Genomic DNA, 17,470 nt, shown 5'->3' with positions numbered 1-17,470 from the left:
AAAAGTCACCTCTTAATAATTAAGTATCTATGTTATCTATAATAAGCCTTTTGCAACAAAAATGCTTACAATAATGTAAAAATTAATTTTATCCTAAAAAATATAGGTTTATCTTAAAGAACTGCCAACTCGGTCGCTTGCGCTGGATCAGTATCTAATAAGAGAAAATCTTGACCGACGCCAAAGTCTTTCGCCTGCATTTGGCGTTGAACTGTCAAATGTGCTAATTCTTTGACATTATTTTCTTGACTCAAATGTCCAAGATAGATCCGCTTGGTCCGCGCACCTAAAACGCTCGTCAAGGCATTGGCGCCGTCTTCATTGGATAAATGCCCTTGATCGCTCAAGATCCGTTGCTTTAGCGACCATGGATAGATCCCAGCGCGTAACATTTCGGTATCGTGGTTGCATTCAAACAAATACCCATCTGCATTTTCCACGATCCCTTTGATTCGATCCGAGACATAGCCCGTATCTGTTACAATGGCAAATGATTTACCTGCATAATGCACCTCATAAAATTGGGGATCAGTCGCATCATGCGAAACACCAAAACTTTGAACATCTAGATCACCAAAAGTTTGGATTGTCTCACGTTCAAAGATATGCTTTTGCTCCGTCTTGACTTGCCCGATCTTGGGTGCCATTTGCTCCCAAGTCTTTTCATTGGCATAGACATCTAAGCCATAGCGGCGGGCTAAGACACCGACACCCTTGATATGATCACTATGTTCATGAGTTACTAAGAGTTTATCCACATCTTTTAATGTCCGCCCGATCGAATTCATCAGTCCTTCGATTTTTTTACCCGAAAGTCCAGCATCGATCAATAATTTTTGCTTAGGAGTCTCGATATAGGTCGCATTACCCGTACTTCCACTGGCAAGCACACTAACTTTCAACCCAACTTCTTCACTCATTGTCAAGCTACCCTTTCTCGTTTATTTAACACTGATCGTCTCATCCATCACACTACCCATAAAGGCATTGATCCGCCGATACTGGATGTTACCTGTATTACTGTTTTTGATACAGAAATTCCAAGTTGGAATATATACGATGCTGTTATTCACCGATAATAACCGTGTATACCCTAAATGACACCACAAAACTTGTGTATTAGCGGGCAACTTGTTGTATTGATACAACCAGATCAACGCCCGTTCTTGGCTGATCGTTTCCCGCTTTTCCCGCAAGATCTGAACATCATTCATATAGCCTTGCGTATAGCCTGTTACATAGCCATTTTTTACCTCAAAGCGGATCTGACCATCATTCGAGTACACTGGGGCCCCATAGATCATCTGCGTGTAAACGACCACGGATTTAGTTGAGAGATCCTTATTGTAAGTATACTCCTTACCAAAAAGAACGATACTATTATCTTTTAAAAATTCATCTATTGTTGCTTGCGGTTTGTCTGGATCGACTAGTTTTAAACCATCCGTAAAGTTGACCGTTAATTTATGGTTGGCATATTCCCAACTATAATGCAACTGGTCTGCTTTTTCCCGCAAAATATTTGAATTTGCACTGGAAACATAATAACCAGCTTGAGGTTTATCCGATAGCTGCCCGTAAGAGATCTGATCATTTTTGATACTCTTTAATATAGAGCCCGAAGTACTAGTCGTAGAAAACGAACTCGTTCGTTGATCGATCGTATCATTTTGTGTCACATAAACACTCAACAAGAAGATATCTAAGGCGATAAAGGCAATGACAAAGATCCATTCGATACGCTTAAAATTCATTGTCGTTATCCCCCCATTTCTTCCCTGAGATCAGATCTTGATAATTGATCCAAACATTATTGTATTTAACAAAATATGTCGGTGTCAGATCAATGACCAGTGAAGCGGTACTATTTTGCGAGACCGTATACCCGATCTGAATATCACTGATCTTATCCAAATTGACATCAGCATTTTGTAACTCAGGCAAGATCTCATTTGTCTGCTTGAGTGTCACAGCTTTACCCGCTGCTGGCACTGGAACTTGTAGACTACATTGCGAAAAGACCAGTTTCTTGCTGCGAACGCGATTTTTGATCTGATAAGTCCCAAAATCGCGCGCCGAGATCACAGGAAAACCATCGATGTAACTGCGATAGATGACATTTTTTTCCTGCATATCGTACTCAGAATACTTAACATCGGCTAAACTGACGCCTAATTGCTCGAGATCAGTAAAATCATTCGTTAAATGATCATCTAAAGTCCAATTTTGGCGTCCCGTCTCATCAGTCAGATAATCCGTATAGGTTATCAAGCCAGTTTTATCGCGGATGCTCAATTTTTGACCCGAATCGTCGGAATAGACCGTTACGCCATCTTGTTCACGGGTCGTCAACGATGAAGTACTGCTCTTTTCAGCCCCTAACAAGCGGGTAACGTACATTCCCACATTTTCTTTATTGTATAAATAACTATAACGCGGAACTGTGATCTGATCTTCATAATACTGGATCAGACGACCGTTTTGGTATTCATAGCTAAGTTTATAGCGCTTGAGCCCCTTAGTCTTATGAACGTTATTGAGCTTAGTTTTATCATATTTAGTCAACTTGGCCTTATATACTTTGAGGCCTGCATCTTCTAAAAAATAGACCTTCGAACCATCATAACTGATCACGATCCGATCAAAACTGTAATTTTCACTCTTGGCTGGTTGTTCAGCAAGATATTGCTTCAAGACCCCAAAGGAGAGCTCGGAACCATAATTTAACTGGTAAGAATTAGGCGTCCGCATCAGTTTTAGATATTCATTTTTGCTGACGGTCTCTGGTTCTTCGATCTCAGTAAATTTACTTTTCTCTAAAGAGTTCATCATCAGTTCGACCACATCGATCCGGTTGCTCAAAAGCCGGCTCGGATGCTTTTTATCCATCACCGTGATCGAGACTGGGCGATAAACATCAGTTAATTTCTTCTTATCTGTTGTATTAGCGTCATCATTGATAACTTTGGTCTTATCTGAAGCTGCCATCCCAGCTAAATGCTGAAAATACACCGGTGTTACCCATATCAAAGCTGTAAAAACAACACTAAATAACACCGCAAGGATCAAAATGGTATGCAAAAACCACCCATTTAAGCGTTTATTCTTCATCCCATAGATCTCCTTCCTCGTATTCTTCATATGGTAGTGAGATATAGAAGGTCGAACCCTTCCCTTCTGTACTGTCGACCCAGATCCGGCCATGATGCAACTCGATCACTTCTTTAGAGATCGCTAGTCCAAGACCAGTCCCACCTTGCGCCCGTGAACGTGCCTTATCAACACGATAGAAACGCTCAAAGATATGCGCTAGTTCTTTTTTGGGCATCCCAAGACCTTGATCAGAGATACTCATGATGACATGATTATGCGTCTCTAACAGACGACAAGTGATCACACCGCCATCGGGTGAATACTTGATCGCATTATTCATGATATTATCTACCACTTGGATGATCTTGTCGGTATCGACTTCGACCCAAAGTGTCTTATCGGTAAAATCGCGTTTGATCGTATAATTTTTTGTCACTTCGCGGGTATCATTGTTGTCCTTTTCAAGCATCATATCAAAACGATTCAAGATATAGTTGAACAATTCGTTTAAGTTGACTAACTCCAAGTCTAACTCGACTTTTCCAAGATCCATTCGCGATAAACTCAAAAGGTCATTGATCATCCGGATCATCCGGTCGGTCTCTTCTTGTGTGACCTTTAAAAAGGCTGGGGCGATCTCAGGGTCTTGCCAAGCACCTTCATTCAACGCTTCAATGTAACTGCGCATACTCGTCAATGGTGTCCGCAATTCGTGCGAAACGTTGGAAACAAATTGGCGCCGCTCGCGATCGATTCGTTGCTGTTCGGTGATATCATGCAAGACACATACGATCCCGATGATAAAACCTGAACGTCGTTGGATCAACGAAAAATTGGCATTTAAGATCTGATCGCGATTGGTGTCTAATTCATCCAAAATGATCTCATTTTGATTTTCCAAAAGTTCGCGGATCGTATATTTATCCCGGATATTCAAAATATCTAGGATCGACTTATTTCTGACCTCATCGGGTTCGACTTCTAAAGCTTCACACGCCATGTCGTTGATGATCGTGATCTTGCCCCCACGGTCAGTAGCGATCACCCCATCTGACATGTGCGATAAGATAAGATCCAAACGCCGCCGCTCTGATTCGGTCACTTCTTGAGCTTCTTCGACCCGTGCCGATAAATTATTAACGGCCTGGGCTAATTGTCCCAATTCATCACGGCCATAGACTTGGACTTGACCGGAATAATCTCCACGAGCGATCCGTGCAGTTTGCTTTTTCATTTCATCGATCGGACGAGTGATCGCACTTGAAACAAGGATCGCAAGGGCTAACCCGATCCCCGTAGCGATCAATGCTGCGGTCGCAAAGATCACGATGACGTCATTGACCGAATCGTAAACACTTTCCAAATTAGCGCGGACATAGACTGCACCGACGACTGTATTGTTGTTGCCTGAAGTGTTGAACAACGGGGTGATCGCGATGTAGTAGCGCCGGTTATCCCGTTCATTGTACATCGTCTGCGAGAAATTACGTCCACTGTACAAAACTTGTTTAATGCTACTATTCGTTGCTTTTTGCCCGATCATCGAGCGATTATTCACATTATTTTCGCCCCGGATCACACCTTTAGCATCTACGACTTGAATATCTGAAATATTATTATTATTGATATCATCTAAGATATTTTTGATCCGCTCATTTGCTTCACTCGTATCGGCTTCATTCAATTGCGTGACTAGCAAATTATTGACATAAGCTGGCATTTCCACACTTTGCTTAAATTGTTTTAAATTCTCACTTTTTAAGCGTTGCACAAACACCGCACCAACGATCTGAAAGGCTAAAAACAACAGTAAAGCAAAAACCAGTGCGATCTTAAAATGGATCGACTGGAAAAAATGCAATTTCTTATTCATTTTACTCGGCCTCTGGATTACGTAAATAATAGCCGACCCCACGGCGTGTTACCAACCAGACTGGGCGACTAGGGTTATCTTCGATCTTTTCGCGCAAACGGCGGACCGTTACGTCAACTGTCCGAACATCCCCAAAGTAATCATAACCCCAGACTGTCTGCAACAAGTGTTCTCGAGTCATGACTTGCCCAATGTGTTTGGCTAAATAGTAAAGCAATTCAAATTCACGGTGGGTCAATTCGATATTTTCATCATTTTTAGAGACCACATATGCTTCCGGGTGGATCGTTAAGTTTCCAATCACAATGTCACTATTTTTTTCTTTTTCTTCACTTTGAGCACTGGCTACTACGGTTGCTTGGCGCCGTAAATTAGCCTTGACCCGGGCGATCAATTCACGGTTAGAAAATGGTTTGGTCACATAGTCATCAGCACCCATTTCTAAGCCTAAGACCTTATCTAATTCAGTATCTTTAGCCGTCACCATAATGATAGGCATTTCATATTTTTTCCGGACTTCCCGTGCTACTTCGAGTCCATCGACTTTAGGTAACATCAGATCCAAAATGATCAGATCAGGCAAGACCTCTTCGACCTTATCTAAAGCTTCTTGACCATCTTCGGCAGTGTATACATCGTAACCTTCTTTGGTCAGATTGAACTTAATGATATCTAAGATCGGTTTCTCATCATCTACAACTAAAATCTTTTTCATAAGTTTAAATTCCTCTTTATATAAATTACATACATATCACTGTGGGCACTACTGCCCCTTGGATGTAGTTCAATAGATCATACCACCCCTATTGTACTACAAACTCAGCTTCGGTTACAGAAACTCAGTAGCATGGCCCTGACCGTTTCGTTCAAAATACACAAAAAAACAGCAACTACAGAGCAAGATCTGCAATTGCTGTTAGTAAATCTCTGATGGGTGGTCAGGGGATCGAACCCTGGACCCACGGATTAAGAGTCCGTTGCTCTGCCAGCTGAGCTAACCACCCATTTCATCAACGAATAATACTATATCAAAGAAATGACCAAAGCGCAAGAGTTTTTTGGTAAAAAACTAAAAATGCACCACAAAGATCCTTTCCGATCAATTATTTGCGAGTAGCCCGCCTTAATTTTTGTTTACTTCTCGCAGTAGATTCGTCAACCTTTTTCTCTTTATTAGGCTGGATCAAGATACCTTTTCAAAACTGAACTGCAGATGACGATCCGCCAATACATCATTTTGCAACGGGTCACAGTTGCCAAACAGTTACTGTGTACTAGCAGCGATATTCAAAAGCTCCCGCAAGTATTGGGCTTTAGTGACTACGCCCATTTCGCTAAAACTTTCAAGCGTCTCACAGGAATGACACCTAAGCAGTTTAGGCTCCAAAATTATCAGGCATAAAAAAATCCCCGAGATATGCCCTCGGGGAAAGTGATGGGTGGTCAGGGGATCGAACCCTGGACCCACGGATTAAGAGTCCGTTGCTCTGCCAGCTGAGCTAACCACCCAATTTATCAACAAAAAATATTATAGCAAAGAAGCCCTGCTAAAACAAGCAAAATTTTAAAAATATTTTTATGGATAAAAATAAGATCTGTTTGGACAACCCCAAACAGATCTTATTTTCTAAATTCAGTTGTTTATAATGAGCCTCGGCGCTGATGCACCAAGGTGTAGATCTTTTTGATCACGAAATACAATAATGGTACGCAGATCGCCGTTGAAATGGAATTGATGACAGTCGCCGGTAAGCTGAAAAAGGCGGCCACCGCAGCTGTTTTAAAGCTTGTCCCGACCATCGATGCTTCAACGATCGAAGCTAGATACGAAGTCACGATCTTAGTCGATCCTGCAGCTATCGCCAAAATCATGATATTTCGCTGACTGTCAACATATCTCATAGCCTTGAAAAGTCCGGAAATTATCAAAGCTACAACTATGACCTCAAGCATCGTCAGCCAAGAGACAGCAATGTATCCATTTAAGATATCAAAACCACCCAGGCCAATGATACCGGCCAACATACCATTGCGTTTTCCCAAAAAAAGAATCGCTGTTACTGTCAATGTATTGCCAAAATGGATAAACGGGCGGCCGACCATCGCAGGGATCGGGATCCGTAACGTCCAAATGCCAATATAGATCAGTGCAGCAAATAGACCCGTTAAAATGACCGCCCGCAATGTATTTTGCTGGTCACGCAACATAGTATTTCCTCCAAAAAATCATAACTTTTCTAACAAATATGGTAATGCACGCGCATAATCGACGCCAAAACGCTGATCTCTAGGGGTCGGTGTCAGCTTTATCGCCTGAAAAATAAATTCCATCGCGAGATTCGCAGCAGCCTTGACCGCTTTCCCCTTCATGATCCCCGCCAGTAAAGCACTGGCAAACAGATCACCTGTCCCAAAAAAGTTCCCAGCCAATTTGGGACGCGTCAAGATCCAAGTTTGGCCCATTTCATAACCGATCACGGCGATCTTGTCACCGCAGTCTATCCCAGTTAAGATCGCAGTTTCTAACTTGAATTTAGTTGCAAAACGCACAAGCAGTTGCGTTGCTTCAGCGATCGCTAGTGGAGAAGTAGTCAAAGCCTCATCTAAAAGCAGTTGGGCTTCCGTTAAATTTGGAGTTGCGATCGTTGCTTGGTGCACTAATTTGCGCATCTGTGCTACATAATTCATGTCAAAACCGCGGTAAAGTTTACCATGGTCGGCCATTACGGGATCAACTAAAAAAAGCGTTTCAGGTGTCTTAAGAACTGACAAATGCTGTAAGATCACATCTAAAGGTCTAGCCCCCAAATATCCCAGATAGACGGCTGAAAACCTAAGTTGTAATTTTTGCCAATGCTGGAGAATGTGTGCCATTTCAGAAGAAAGATCTAAGTAGGTATTTTCACCAAAGCCCCCCGTATGCGTTGATAAGAGTGAGGTCGGTAAAACATCTGGTCTCAAGTTTGCAGCCGCCAGCAAGGGTAGCGCTACACTCATGGAAACCTGACCCACACAGGACAGATCCTGACTGATCAAAACATCGGCATGCATTCTGTCACATCCTTTTCATACATCTGCAACTGATATCTGTTAGAGCGCTCAAACATAAGAGCTTGTATGTATTATATCATCTTTAATGTTTACTAACCACGGCATTTGGCATTCTTTTGCATTTAATTGTGGAATTATTGCATGCAACATTATATAATACTTCTATTAATTTAGTTAAAGGAGTTTTTTGCATGTCGATCATCTCAACTGTCCTGATCATAGTCGTTGCCCTGGAAGCTCTCTATATCATGGGACTGGAAATGTTTGGGAGTGAAGAAAAATTACATCAAACTTTTGGCCTTAGAAAAGAGTATCTCAAAATGCCCGAAGCGCGTGTCGCAATGGCTAACCAAGGACTATACAATGGTTTTATCGGTATCGGTCTCTTGACCTGTCGCTTTATTTTCCCAGAAAATGCTCAATATATGGGGAGTATGATGTTTGTGATCTTCGTTATTGTCGCCGCAGTCTATGGCTGGTTAAGTGCTAAGAACCCTAAGATCCTACTTGCCCAAGGAACACCAGCTATCCTGGCTTTACTTGCACTTTTGATCTTTAAATAAAAAAGGGTCGCCTGAATGAAAATTCAAGCGACCATTTTTATTACTATTTATTTTACCAAACGAATAAACCAACCATTGCTGCAGATAAGAGGGAAACTAAGACCCCTGAAAGCAACATGTAGCCAACGTTTTTGGAGATAAGATCGTTCTTTTCACGATCAACGATACCTTTGAAACAGCCAATGATCATCCCGACCGTTGAGAAGTTAGCAAAGGAAGTTACAAAGACTGTCAAGACAGCTTTGTAGTGTGGTGCAAAGTCATTGATCGTGCTTGTTACACGACCCATAACAACAAATTCATTTGTAACTAATTTTGTACCCATATATTGTGCAAATTGGAAAGCTTCGCCGTGTGGTAAGCCCATCAACCATGCAAGTGGGTACATAATAATCCCGAGAATGTGTTCCAAGGAAAGCCAAGGATTGATCATACCAAGTAACTTATCGATCAAGGCTGCCAAAGCAACAAAGGCGATAACGTTAGCGGCAATGATCAAGACCAAGCGACCAGCGCCTAAGATGGAATCACCCAAGAAGGAGAAGAATGGTTCTTTTTTAGCATTACCATCAGCATCAACATCACCGATCTCAGTTTCAGCCATCGCTGAGCCTTTCATCGTAGCGATCGTGTCTTCTTCTGGTGTAACAGTGACTGGGTTCAATAAAGCAACTACGATCAACGCATTGATAACGTTGACTGGAACCGCCGTAAGGATATATTCCCCAGGCATCATTTGCGTATAAGCACCGATGATCGAAGCTGTCACACAGCTCATCGACATCATCGCTAACGTTAAATTACGTTTAGCATTGATCTGCTTAAGTTGTAAAGAAGAAACCGCCAAAGCTTCTGTGTTACCAAGAAACATCATTTCGATCGCAAAGAATGATTCAAACTTAGGTTGTCCTGTAATAAAGGATAACCCACGTCCGATCCACTTGATGATCCATGGCAAGATACCGATATAAGTCAAGATATCAAACAATGGAACGACCATCAAAATTGGAAGCAACACTTGCACGAACCAGTCCATTTGTTTAACTTGGACCATGCTTGGAAGTGCAAATTCGATCCCGATATATGCGATCTTCATCAATTCATTAAAACCAGCAGCAGCACCTTGAACGATCATCCGTCCACCTTCAAAGCTGGTCAAGAACCAAGCTAATACGAGGTTAAAGATGATCATCGTACCTACACCACGCCAATTGATCTCACTGCGGTTCTTAGAAAAGATCACGCCGACCGCAAGGAAGATCACTAAACCTAAAACATTTATTGCTAAATACAAGATTATTTCTCCTCTCTCTATCAATAAAATAAATAGCAATTTATAAATGACTGTAAAACTCCAATTAGTATATCTATTTCTTTGGGATTTGTAAATATTTTTATTAACATGGTTTAATTTTTAAAAATAATAAAAATATAATTTAATCCGCCAAAAGATACGTACCAATCGCAAGTAATAAACTTAACAAACTACAAAAATAGCAAACATTGCTCAATACCATCTCCGAACGATTACCTAGAGATTATAATGTTAACCAAAAAATAATTTAAAATCACACTTAATTTTAGCAAAACATTCGGAAGTGGTAAAGAATGACGCCCAAAAAATGAAAGCGCTTGACTTTTGAGTGTCATTTAGTATAATTAAAGGTGAAAAGGGGGCAATTAAGCCTTCACATGTTGCGCACATACTAGCGTCTGACATTGACGTAGCAGGTGTTTTGGACACTTTGGTCTGAGGGCTTGGATCCTCCTTTTAGAACCACCCCCGACAGTTCAAATAAACGGATCGCCAATAATGTAAAATAAGATCGTGAAAGAACATAAAGGTGGCGATGAAAGGTCTATTTGACTGTGCTATATATAATATAGACCATGGAACTCCTAGCTAGCTTCCATGGTCTTTTTCTGTATTTAACAAGGTTTTTAGAAATTAAAACGAATGTTATATCCAATGTAGATCATATTTTTCGTTTTTTATTAATATCATCACTATTTACTAAGCCATACCTCTTAAACTTTACCTAAGCTGTTTTAAGTTTACTTTAAATCTCTTTGTAACCAGTTCCATCCCCTTGCTTATCATAGTAAAATATACTTAAATTATTCGAACTATTAAATCACATAGAAAGGTAGGTAACACGAGTGGACGACCCTTATCCGCCTCGCGCTATTTTTGTACGCTTAGAAAAGATTTTCTTTGTCTATCGTAGTTAGTGCTAGGCAGCAAATGTTAGTGCTAGATATGAATTACAGAAAGGAAATATAATAAGTGAGACCTTATCAGAAGAATTTAGAAGAATTACTACAAAATTATGAGCAAGAGGACCCTTTACAGGGCCTTTCAACCAAAACTGCAACTGAAAGACTAGCAAGTGACGGGCCTAATGCCCTAGTTGCTAAAAAAACACCAAACTGGCTGTTATTTATCCGCCAGTTCAATAACATGATCATCTATATCTTGTTATTTGCGACACTATTGACGCTTTTTCTAGGACACTATACCGACGCGATCGTGATCAGTGTCGTGATCATCGCCAACGCTATGATCGGTTACTATCAAGAAGCAAACGCCGCTGATGCTTTAGCTAAGATCAAAGACTTGCTGGCAACTAACGCCACGGTCTACCGTGATGGGATCCGACAAGATATCGATGCGACCAAATTAGTTCGGGGCGATGTCGTCTTTCTTGAAGCGGGTGACCAAGTTCCCGCCGATCTACGTTTGATAAAGACCGCTGACCTTAGGATCAAAGAGTCCGCTTTGACGGGTGAAGCAGATGCGGTGACCAAACACGCTGATGCTTTAGAAACAGCTGACTTACCTTTGGCTGAACAAGCAAACATGGCTTTTTCATCCACTACAGTCGTCAACGGTTCTGGTTTAGGCGTGGTCGTAGCGACCGGTGAAAAAACCGAATTAGGAAAGATCTCGACCGCAGTTGCTAGCGCTAAAACGCGGCCAACTCCATTAGTCAAAGAGATCAACGCTTTAGGTAAAACCGTTTCACTTTGCGTTTTAGGGGCAGCCGTCTTACTGTTTATCTTAGGTTTTATCTTTGAGACCTATTCCCTACCCGTCTTGACTTTAGCGATCGTAACGATGATCGTTGGCTCGATCCCTGAAGGCCTGCCAGCTACGACTTCGGTGATCTTAGCTTTAGGTGTGTCTGACCTCGCTAAAAATAAAAATGCGATCGTTAAATCACTGCCTTCAGCTGAAACATTGGGGGCGGTCGATGTGATCGCAACAGATAAGACCGGGACATTGACTAAAAACGAAATGACCGTGACCGACATTTACATTGATGAACGTCATTTTTCCGTCAGTGGTAGTGGTTATGCTCCAACTGGGACGTTATTTATCAATGGTGAAGCGACTACTGAACGTGAAGCTAAGCTAAAAGAGCTTCTCTTAGCTGGTTATTTTGCCAACGATACGACTTTGACCCAAGTTGATGATACTTGGACGATCAACGGTGAACCAACTGACGGAGCTTTCTTGACCGCTTATCACAAGTTGATGCCAAACAAAGAAAGTGTCCAACTAGAAAAATTAGATCTCTTGCCTTTTGATTCGTTCCACCGTTACATGGCAAGCCTTATCCAGCTTTCAAATGGTGCTAAAAAGATCTATCTGAAAGGTGCACCAGATAAGTTGTTCAACTTTGCCCAACAACAAGATCCAAACTTTGAGCGTTCATTTTGGCAAGCCAAAGCCGACCATTTAGCCAACCAAGGCAAACGCATCGTGGCTTTAGGTGTGATCAAAGACGCTGACCAAATCACTGAACTAGAACATGAACATCTCGAAAATGGCTTTACCTTCCTGGGCTTGACCGGGATCATCGACCCGCCACGCCCAGAAGTTATCACAGCTTTACGTGAGATGAACAAAGCCAAAGTCGAAGTCAAAATGATCACCGGCGACGCTCCCCTGACCGCAGCTGCGATCGGACGTCAATTAGGCTTATCTGATGGTGAATTGCACACGATCACTGGAGTAGAATGGGATCAACTGACGGCAAAAGAAAAGTGTGAAGCAGCCGTTAAAAATCAGATCTTTGCTCGGACAACACCGGAAAACAAACTCGAGATCATCGAAGCTTTACAGCAAAGTGGCAAGGTTACGGCGATGACTGGTGACGGTGTCAATGATGCCCCTGCGTTGAAAAAAGCTGACATTGGGGTTTCTATGGGGATCAAAGGAACTGACGCTGCTAAAGAAGCTTCCGATATGATCTTAACCGATGATAACTTTGCGACTTTAGCTACTGCGATCAAAGAAGGTCGCCGGATCTACGACAATATCAAAAAGAGTATCCTCTTCTTATTGCCGACCTCATTTGCTGAAGGGCTGATCATCTTCTTGACGATCCTTTTCAACCAAGAGATGCCTTTGCAAGCGACCCAACTGCTTTGGATCAACTTAGTCTCTGCGATCACGATCCAATTTGCGTTCATCTTTGAACCAGGTGCAAGTGACTTGATGAAACGTCCACCACGTAAGAGCAATAGCCGCTTGATCTCAGGACGTGAAATGCTTCAGTTAGGCTATGTTTCATTACTGATCGCCTTAGTCGGCTTAGGTGCTTATGAGCTGCTGATCGCGACAGGTGCTTCGGCAACGCTAGCAAGTACAGCGATGGTCAATATCATCGTCTTTAGCAAGATCTTCTACTTGTTCAACATCCGCACCGAAGAATCGGCCTTCTCGAGTGCTTCATTTACAAATAAAAAGGCCTTCTCGATCATCTTAATCATGATCTTGTTACAAATGGGATTGACCTACTTGCCATTCATGCAAGATGCCTTTAGCACAACGGGGATGCAACTAGGCGAATGGATCTTGACGATCGTCTGCGGTTTTAGCGTGCTAGCTGTGACTGAATTGGATAAATTCTTTAAACTTCGCTTAGCTCGGGCTAGAAACTAATTTTAAATGAGAAGCTCACCATGGTGTTTAGGCATCATGGTGAGCTTTTTTGCTATCCATTGCCACACGCTTCTTGCGCTAGATCTCAAACACCTATGTTACAATAAAGCTAAAAAAGAAGGTGTCCACATGTCCGAAACTATCTCGTGTCGGCAAACACTTGCCGTGACTAGCCATCGCATCCTAGCTAGCGACCTAAACGAACATGAAACTGTCTACGGGGGCGCACTACTATCTCTACTCGACGGGACGGCCTCGATCTCTGCCAGTCGTTTTGCCCGCTCACAATGTGTCACAGCTGCCCTCGACCAGGTCAACTTCATCAAGCCTTTTGTGCTAAATGACTCACTATGTATCGAAAGCTACGTGACTGGGCACGGTAAACGGTCGCTCGAAGTTTTCGTCAAAGTCATCGGCGAGCATCTCGATACCGGTGAACGTTTCTTAGGGATGACCGCCTTTTTGACCTTTGTTGTTTTAGATAAACAAGTCATTTTACCCGAACTGAGCGCTGAAACACTGGAAGAAAAAAGCCTCTGTGCTGACTTTCAAAAACGCGAAGCTTATCGACGCCAAAAAATAGCCGAACAAAAGAAACTTCAAGCTTCATTGAGCCTAGATTTTCCGTGGCAAAGTTAAAATTATCAAAAAAGCACGCCTTGAGCCGATCTCAAGACGTGCTTTTTTAATATTATTTTTTGTTCGTTAAAGAACCACTATCGACCGCACCTTGCGCCAAGTTCAATAACAACTTGATCGCTTCTTCATAACTACAATCTCTTTCGTTCATAACTGTCCTGATCAACTCTTCAGTTGACGTCTTAGATGAGATCATCATACTAGTTCCGCACTATATCATGTGAGCAACACCAAAAGGATATAGCCTTCCTTTCTCCAAGATCTGAAGCGCCCCGCTTCTCTTACCGTACATTGAACACTCATAGCAGGCCCACATCTAACCTTTGATCTGCCACGTATGTCTACCACCAACTAGCAAACACGTGTTCATTTATTTTCGTTACTTTTATATTCTAGCGCGCCACCATCAAAAAATAAAGCATTAATATTGTTCAATTTTTTTAACTATCGCAACTATCCGTGGTAAGACAAGCAAACTTCCCTATAAAAAAATTTTGGACTTCTTTTTTATTCATTTTCATTCGCAAATATTCATTAAAAGCTTTAATAACAACAATAATACGATTTTTCTTATAGTCCGCCACAAAGCCTTATCCAACTTGCTTTCATAGTCATTTACATTCTTTTATATGTTATTATTAATTAAACTTTTAATATACATAAGTTAATAGTTATGGTTGTTTGAGATAAAATTTTGCGTAGCTAGCTAAAAACAATTGACGTTCATTTCAAAAACAGCTATAATCGCACTAACTTGATCGAACTATCGCTTTGATGAGATGAGTGGCAACGCCCAACAGAGACTAGCTCAATGCTGAGAGAACTAGATGTTAGCCACGGATGAACTCGGAGCTGTCCAACGGTGCGAGCCGTTAACGTCCGAACTGGGCCTCCAATTCATGAGATAGCCAGTGTGAGCTGACTATAAATCAAGGTGGTACCGCGGTAAAACGTCCTGACGATTCTTTCGTGAGGGCGTTTTTTGTTTCTAGCAAAGAAAGGTGGAATTTTGATGACAAATAAGCAATTAGTATTACAAACTGATTTTGGTTTAGGAGATGGTGCGGTCAGTGTGATGTATGGTGTCGCTAAAACGATCGCTCCCGCATTGCATGTGGCCGATCTGACCCATGAGATCACACCTTACAACATTTGGGAAGCTTCCTATCGTCTCTACCAAACGCTCAGTTATTGGCCAGTTGGAACGGTCTTTGTTTTCGTCGTTGATCCTGGCGTCGGAAGCGACCGTAAAAGCGTCTGTGCGCTCACTAAAACGGGTCACTATGTTTATTACACCAGACAACGGTACCCTTACGCATATCGCCAAATTTTTTGGTTTAAAAGCCGTCCGTAAGATCAATGAAACTACGAGCCGCTTGCCCACTCCGATGAAAGTCACACCTTCCATGGCCACGATGTCTACGCTTATAATGGTGCCCGCTTAGCCAGTGGCCAACTCGATTTTTCTGATATTGGACCTAAGATCGACCCAGCCACGATCGTCAAATTGCCACCAGTCGTCACTGCCGATTCGATCACCGGCATGGTCGATATCTTAGATGTGCGCTTTGGCTCAAAGAAAAAGCGGACTTGGTATACACAACAACCGTTCAAAGCAAGCGACTGGTTCGTCGTCATTTTAGCTATCGCATTATTTGGGATCACACTTTACCTCTTCAAATTGAATCATGGGCGTTTTTATGACCCATTCAACTAAAAAAGCTACCAGTCTACACTGATAGCTTTACATAGAACGATCAAAAAACTGGTCACAATCAAACATCGCGATCAGTTTTTTTATTTTATCAGCATCACTACCACGATCCCGATCACCTCTAAAACAGCATAGGTCCCGGTCAGATATAATGTTCCACGCTTATCTTGTTTACTCAACTGATAGTAGATCACACCAAAGAGCAGTATTTGTAAGATATTATTATTCACGTAAGCTGATCCAAAGACTGATCCTGTGATCACTATATAACTAGCCGAAAAAACACTAAGCAGACAATTAACGATCACCAGTGTCAAAAATAATGCCTCTTTATCGCCTTGATCGCTAGCTATGATCACTAAGAGACCGATACCCCATATTACTAAAAAACCAATCAAAGAGCCGATCGCTGTCCCAATGAGCGTGATTGCATTAATAAAGAATTTTCCTTCAAGCGGTACCTCAGCTGGGAGGGGCGTTGCTACTTGTGTAACAAGATAGACCCCCGCCACTGAAAGAGCAACGACTAAAAAGACAAGGCCCACCTTGGTCAACACAGATAATTTAAGTCCTGAATGTGACATCTCGAACACCTCTTTTTACAATTATTTTCTTCAGTATATACTGTTTTATCACATGGTAGTCCAAGTAAGCATAAGTGGTCATTTATTCGACTTATTTGGCTATCAAAAAAGCAGAGACCATAATGATCTCTGCTCGTTAGCAACGACTTAAAGCCCCTGCTCTTTTGTATTTATCCCTGGCTTCCAAGTTAAATAGCCTTTATAGTCATCTACGCAAAGGAGTTTTTCAGCATTTTCGATCCGATCAGCCGTTGGCGGTTCAACACCTTCCAAGCGATACTTGATCCCCATTTCCTTATACTTACGAACTCCCATTGTGTGATAAGGCAAGACTTCGACTTTCTCGACATTTTTCAACGTCTTGATATATTCGCCGAGTTCTTTTAAATACTTATCATTGTCGGTGATCCCTGGGACCAAAACGTGTCTGATCCAAACTGGTTTACCGAGTTCAGATAGATACTTACACATGTCAAGAATGTTCTCGTTTGGATAACCGGTCAAGAGTTTATGCTCATCGGAGTTGATATGCTTGATGTCCACCAATAAAATGTCGGTATATTCCAGCAACTCATTGAATAAGCTAAACCATGGTTCACGGCGCGTAAATGGCGCTCCACATGTGTCCAAGCAAGTGCTGATACCAGGTTCTTTACACTTCTTGAACACTTCCAAAGCAAATTCTGGTTGCAATAAGATCTCGCCTCCTGAGAGGGTGATCCCACCGTCTTCACCCCAGAATGCTCGGTACGGTAAAGCTTTTTCTAAAAGTTCACTGGCGGTCATTTGCGTCCCAACATTTTTCTTCCAAGTATCTGGATTGTGGCAAAACTTACAACGCATATTGCATCCCTGCATGAAAGCCACAAACCTGATCCCTGGTCCATCGACTGCGCCAAAGGTTTCAAGGGAATGCACGTAGCCTAAAACCTGACCGTCTTTAGTTGGAACTGGATTAATATATGGATTAGCTTTCATTATTACGCCGCCTTTACTAATTGA

15 protein-coding genes, 2 tRNA genes and 1 pseudogene are annotated in these 17,470 nt (G+C 42.0%); 5 read left to right on the top strand and 13 right to left on the bottom strand.

From position 1 onward, the window contains the following. Positions 1–113: 113 nt before the first annotated feature. The 6 genes from GSR62_RS00290 to GSR62_RS00265 form a co-directional block, all read right to left on the bottom strand. Positions 114–920 carry an MBL fold metallo-hydrolase gene (locus tag GSR62_RS00290; RefSeq protein ID WP_066023719.1) on the bottom strand — a complete coding sequence of 269 codons (807 nt, stop codon included), beginning with the start codon at positions 918–920 and terminating at the stop codon, positions 114–116. Positions 921–941: 21 nt separating this feature from the next. Then, positions 942–1,754 carry a two-component system regulatory protein YycI gene (locus tag GSR62_RS00285; RefSeq protein ID WP_066023720.1) on the bottom strand — a complete coding sequence of 271 codons (813 nt, stop codon included), beginning with the start codon at positions 1,752–1,754 and terminating at the stop codon, positions 942–944. Continuing rightward, complete coding sequence (locus GSR62_RS00280) at positions 1,744–3,111, bottom strand: YycH family regulatory protein (RefSeq protein ID WP_066023721.1); 1,368 nt, start codon at positions 3,109–3,111, stop codon at positions 1,744–1,746. The genes GSR62_RS00285 and GSR62_RS00280 overlap by 11 nt, the downstream gene beginning before the upstream one ends. Continuing rightward, the gene (gene walK / locus GSR62_RS00275) at positions 3,101–4,966 is read right to left on the bottom strand and encodes a cell wall metabolism sensor histidine kinase WalK (protein WP_010690152.1); all 1,866 of its coding nucleotides are present in this window, start codon (positions 4,964–4,966) and stop codon (positions 3,101–3,103) included. Before walK ends, GSR62_RS00280 begins: the two co-directional genes overlap by 11 nt. Position 4,967: 1 nt before the next feature. Then, complete coding sequence (gene yycF / locus GSR62_RS00270; protein ID WP_056938488.1) at positions 4,968–5,681, bottom strand: response regulator YycF; 714 nt, start codon at positions 5,679–5,681, stop codon at positions 4,968–4,970. Positions 5,682–5,897: 216 nt separating this feature from the next. Beyond that, positions 5,898–5,970: transfer RNA gene (locus GSR62_RS00265), tRNA-Lys, on the bottom strand. A gap of 209 nt (positions 5,971–6,179) precedes the next feature. Here GSR62_RS00265 and GSR62_RS00260 point away from each other — a divergent pair. Beyond that, entirely contained in the window at positions 6,180–6,368 is a 189-nt protein-coding gene (locus GSR62_RS00260) for a helix-turn-helix domain-containing protein (protein ID WP_081451897.1), read from the top strand. 34 nt (positions 6,369–6,402) lie between these two features. Here the strand turns inward: GSR62_RS00260 and GSR62_RS00255 are convergent. The 3 genes from GSR62_RS00255 to GSR62_RS00245 form a co-directional block, all read right to left on the bottom strand. Further along, positions 6,403–6,475 (bottom strand) — tRNA-Lys (locus GSR62_RS00255). 132 nt (positions 6,476–6,607) lie between these two features. Continuing rightward, on the bottom strand, positions 6,608–7,174 hold the full coding sequence (locus GSR62_RS00250) for an ECF transporter S component (protein ID WP_179854462.1): 567 nt from the start codon (positions 7,172–7,174) through the stop codon (positions 6,608–6,610). An 18-nt stretch (positions 7,175–7,192) separates the two neighbouring features. Beyond that, positions 7,193–8,017, bottom strand: a complete 825-nt coding sequence (locus tag GSR62_RS00245; RefSeq protein WP_066023722.1) for a pyridoxamine kinase — start codon at positions 8,015–8,017, stop codon at positions 7,193–7,195. 191 nt (positions 8,018–8,208) lie between these two features. On the opposite strand from GSR62_RS00245, the gene GSR62_RS00240 reads away from it, so the two are divergent. Beyond that, positions 8,209–8,580, top strand: a complete 372-nt coding sequence (locus tag GSR62_RS00240) for a DUF1304 domain-containing protein (protein ID WP_066023723.1) — start codon at positions 8,209–8,211, stop codon at positions 8,578–8,580. Positions 8,581–8,632: 52 nt separating this feature from the next. Here GSR62_RS00240 and GSR62_RS00235 read toward each other — a convergent pair whose 3' ends face one another. Further along, positions 8,633–9,874 carry a NupC/NupG family nucleoside CNT transporter gene (locus tag GSR62_RS00235; protein WP_066023724.1) on the bottom strand — a complete coding sequence of 414 codons (1,242 nt, stop codon included), beginning with the start codon at positions 9,872–9,874 and terminating at the stop codon, positions 8,633–8,635. Positions 9,875–10,867: 993 nt separating this feature from the next. Between GSR62_RS00235 and GSR62_RS00230 the strand changes: the two genes are divergently transcribed. Continuing rightward, positions 10,868–13,531: an HAD-IC family P-type ATPase gene (locus GSR62_RS00230; RefSeq protein ID WP_066023725.1), complete on the top strand. Its 2,664-nt coding sequence runs from the start codon at positions 10,868–10,870 to the stop codon at positions 13,529–13,531. A 129-nt stretch (positions 13,532–13,660) separates the two neighbouring features. Then, positions 13,661–14,170: an acyl-CoA thioesterase gene (locus GSR62_RS00225; protein WP_066023726.1), complete on the top strand. Its 510-nt coding sequence runs from the start codon at positions 13,661–13,663 to the stop codon at positions 14,168–14,170. 52 nt (positions 14,171–14,222) lie between these two features. Here the strand turns inward: GSR62_RS00225 and GSR62_RS09425 are convergent, their stop codons facing one another. Next, on the bottom strand, positions 14,223–14,369 hold the full coding sequence (locus tag GSR62_RS09425; protein WP_168731169.1) for a hypothetical protein: 147 nt from the start codon (positions 14,367–14,369) through the stop codon (positions 14,223–14,225). An 813-nt stretch (positions 14,370–15,182) separates the two neighbouring features. On the opposite strand from GSR62_RS09425, the pseudogene GSR62_RS00220 reads away from it, so the two are divergent. Then, positions 15,183–15,887, top strand: a pseudogene (locus GSR62_RS00220) (SAM hydrolase/SAM-dependent halogenase family protein). A gap of 80 nt (positions 15,888–15,967) precedes the next feature. Here GSR62_RS00220 and GSR62_RS00215 read toward each other — a convergent pair. Then, complete coding sequence (locus GSR62_RS00215) at positions 15,968–16,468, bottom strand: hypothetical protein (RefSeq protein WP_035446962.1); 501 nt, start codon at positions 16,466–16,468, stop codon at positions 15,968–15,970. A gap of 147 nt (positions 16,469–16,615) precedes the next feature. Further along, on the bottom strand, positions 16,616–17,446 hold the full coding sequence (gene pflA / locus GSR62_RS00210; protein WP_066023728.1) for a pyruvate formate-lyase-activating protein: 831 nt from the start codon (positions 17,444–17,446) through the stop codon (positions 16,616–16,618). Positions 17,447–17,470 lie beyond the last annotated feature (24 nt).

Origin of the sequence: Ligilactobacillus animalis (assembly GCF_009933595.1) — a bacterium.
GTDB lineage: Bacteria > Bacillota > Bacilli > Lactobacillales > Lactobacillaceae > Ligilactobacillus > Ligilactobacillus animalis.
This window is presented reverse-complemented; position numbering and strand designations above follow the sequence as displayed.

Excerpts from the sequence above, each read along its gene's own strand:
- GSR62_RS00290 (WP_066023719.1), bottom strand. The coding sequence starts at position 920 with ATGAGTGAAGAAGTTGGGTTGAAAGTTAGTGTGCTTGCCAGTGGAAGT.
- GSR62_RS00285 (WP_066023720.1), bottom strand. The coding sequence starts at position 1,754 with ATGAATTTTAAGCGTATCGAATGGATCTTTGTCATTGCCTTTATCGCC.
- GSR62_RS00280 (WP_066023721.1), bottom strand. The coding sequence starts at position 3,111 with ATGAAGAATAAACGCTTAAATGGGTGGTTTTTGCATACCATTTTGATC.
- walK (WP_010690152.1), bottom strand. The coding sequence starts at position 4,966 with ATGAATAAGAAATTGCATTTTTTCCAGTCGATCCATTTTAAGATCGCA.
- yycF (WP_056938488.1), bottom strand. The coding sequence starts at position 5,681 with ATGAAAAAGATTTTAGTTGTAGATGATGAGAAACCGATCTTAGATATC.
- GSR62_RS00260 (WP_081451897.1), top strand. The coding sequence starts at position 6,180 with ATGACGATCCGCCAATACATCATTTTGCAACGGGTCACAGTTGCCAAA.
- GSR62_RS00250 (WP_179854462.1), bottom strand. The coding sequence starts at position 7,174 with ATGTTGCGTGACCAGCAAAATACATTGCGGGCGGTCATTTTAACGGGT.
- GSR62_RS00245 (WP_066023722.1), bottom strand. The coding sequence starts at position 8,017 with ATGCATGCCGATGTTTTGATCAGTCAGGATCTGTCCTGTGTGGGTCAG.
- GSR62_RS00240 (WP_066023723.1), top strand. The coding sequence starts at position 8,209 with ATGTCGATCATCTCAACTGTCCTGATCATAGTCGTTGCCCTGGAAGCT.
- GSR62_RS00225 (WP_066023726.1), top strand. The coding sequence starts at position 13,661 with ATGTCCGAAACTATCTCGTGTCGGCAAACACTTGCCGTGACTAGCCAT.
- GSR62_RS09425 (WP_168731169.1), bottom strand. The coding sequence starts at position 14,369 with ATGATGATCTCATCTAAGACGTCAACTGAAGAGTTGATCAGGACAGTT.
- GSR62_RS00215 (WP_035446962.1), bottom strand. The coding sequence starts at position 16,468 with ATGTCACATTCAGGACTTAAATTATCTGTGTTGACCAAGGTGGGCCTT.
- pflA (WP_066023728.1), bottom strand. The coding sequence starts at position 17,446 with ATGAAAGCTAATCCATATATTAATCCAGTTCCAACTAAAGACGGTCAG.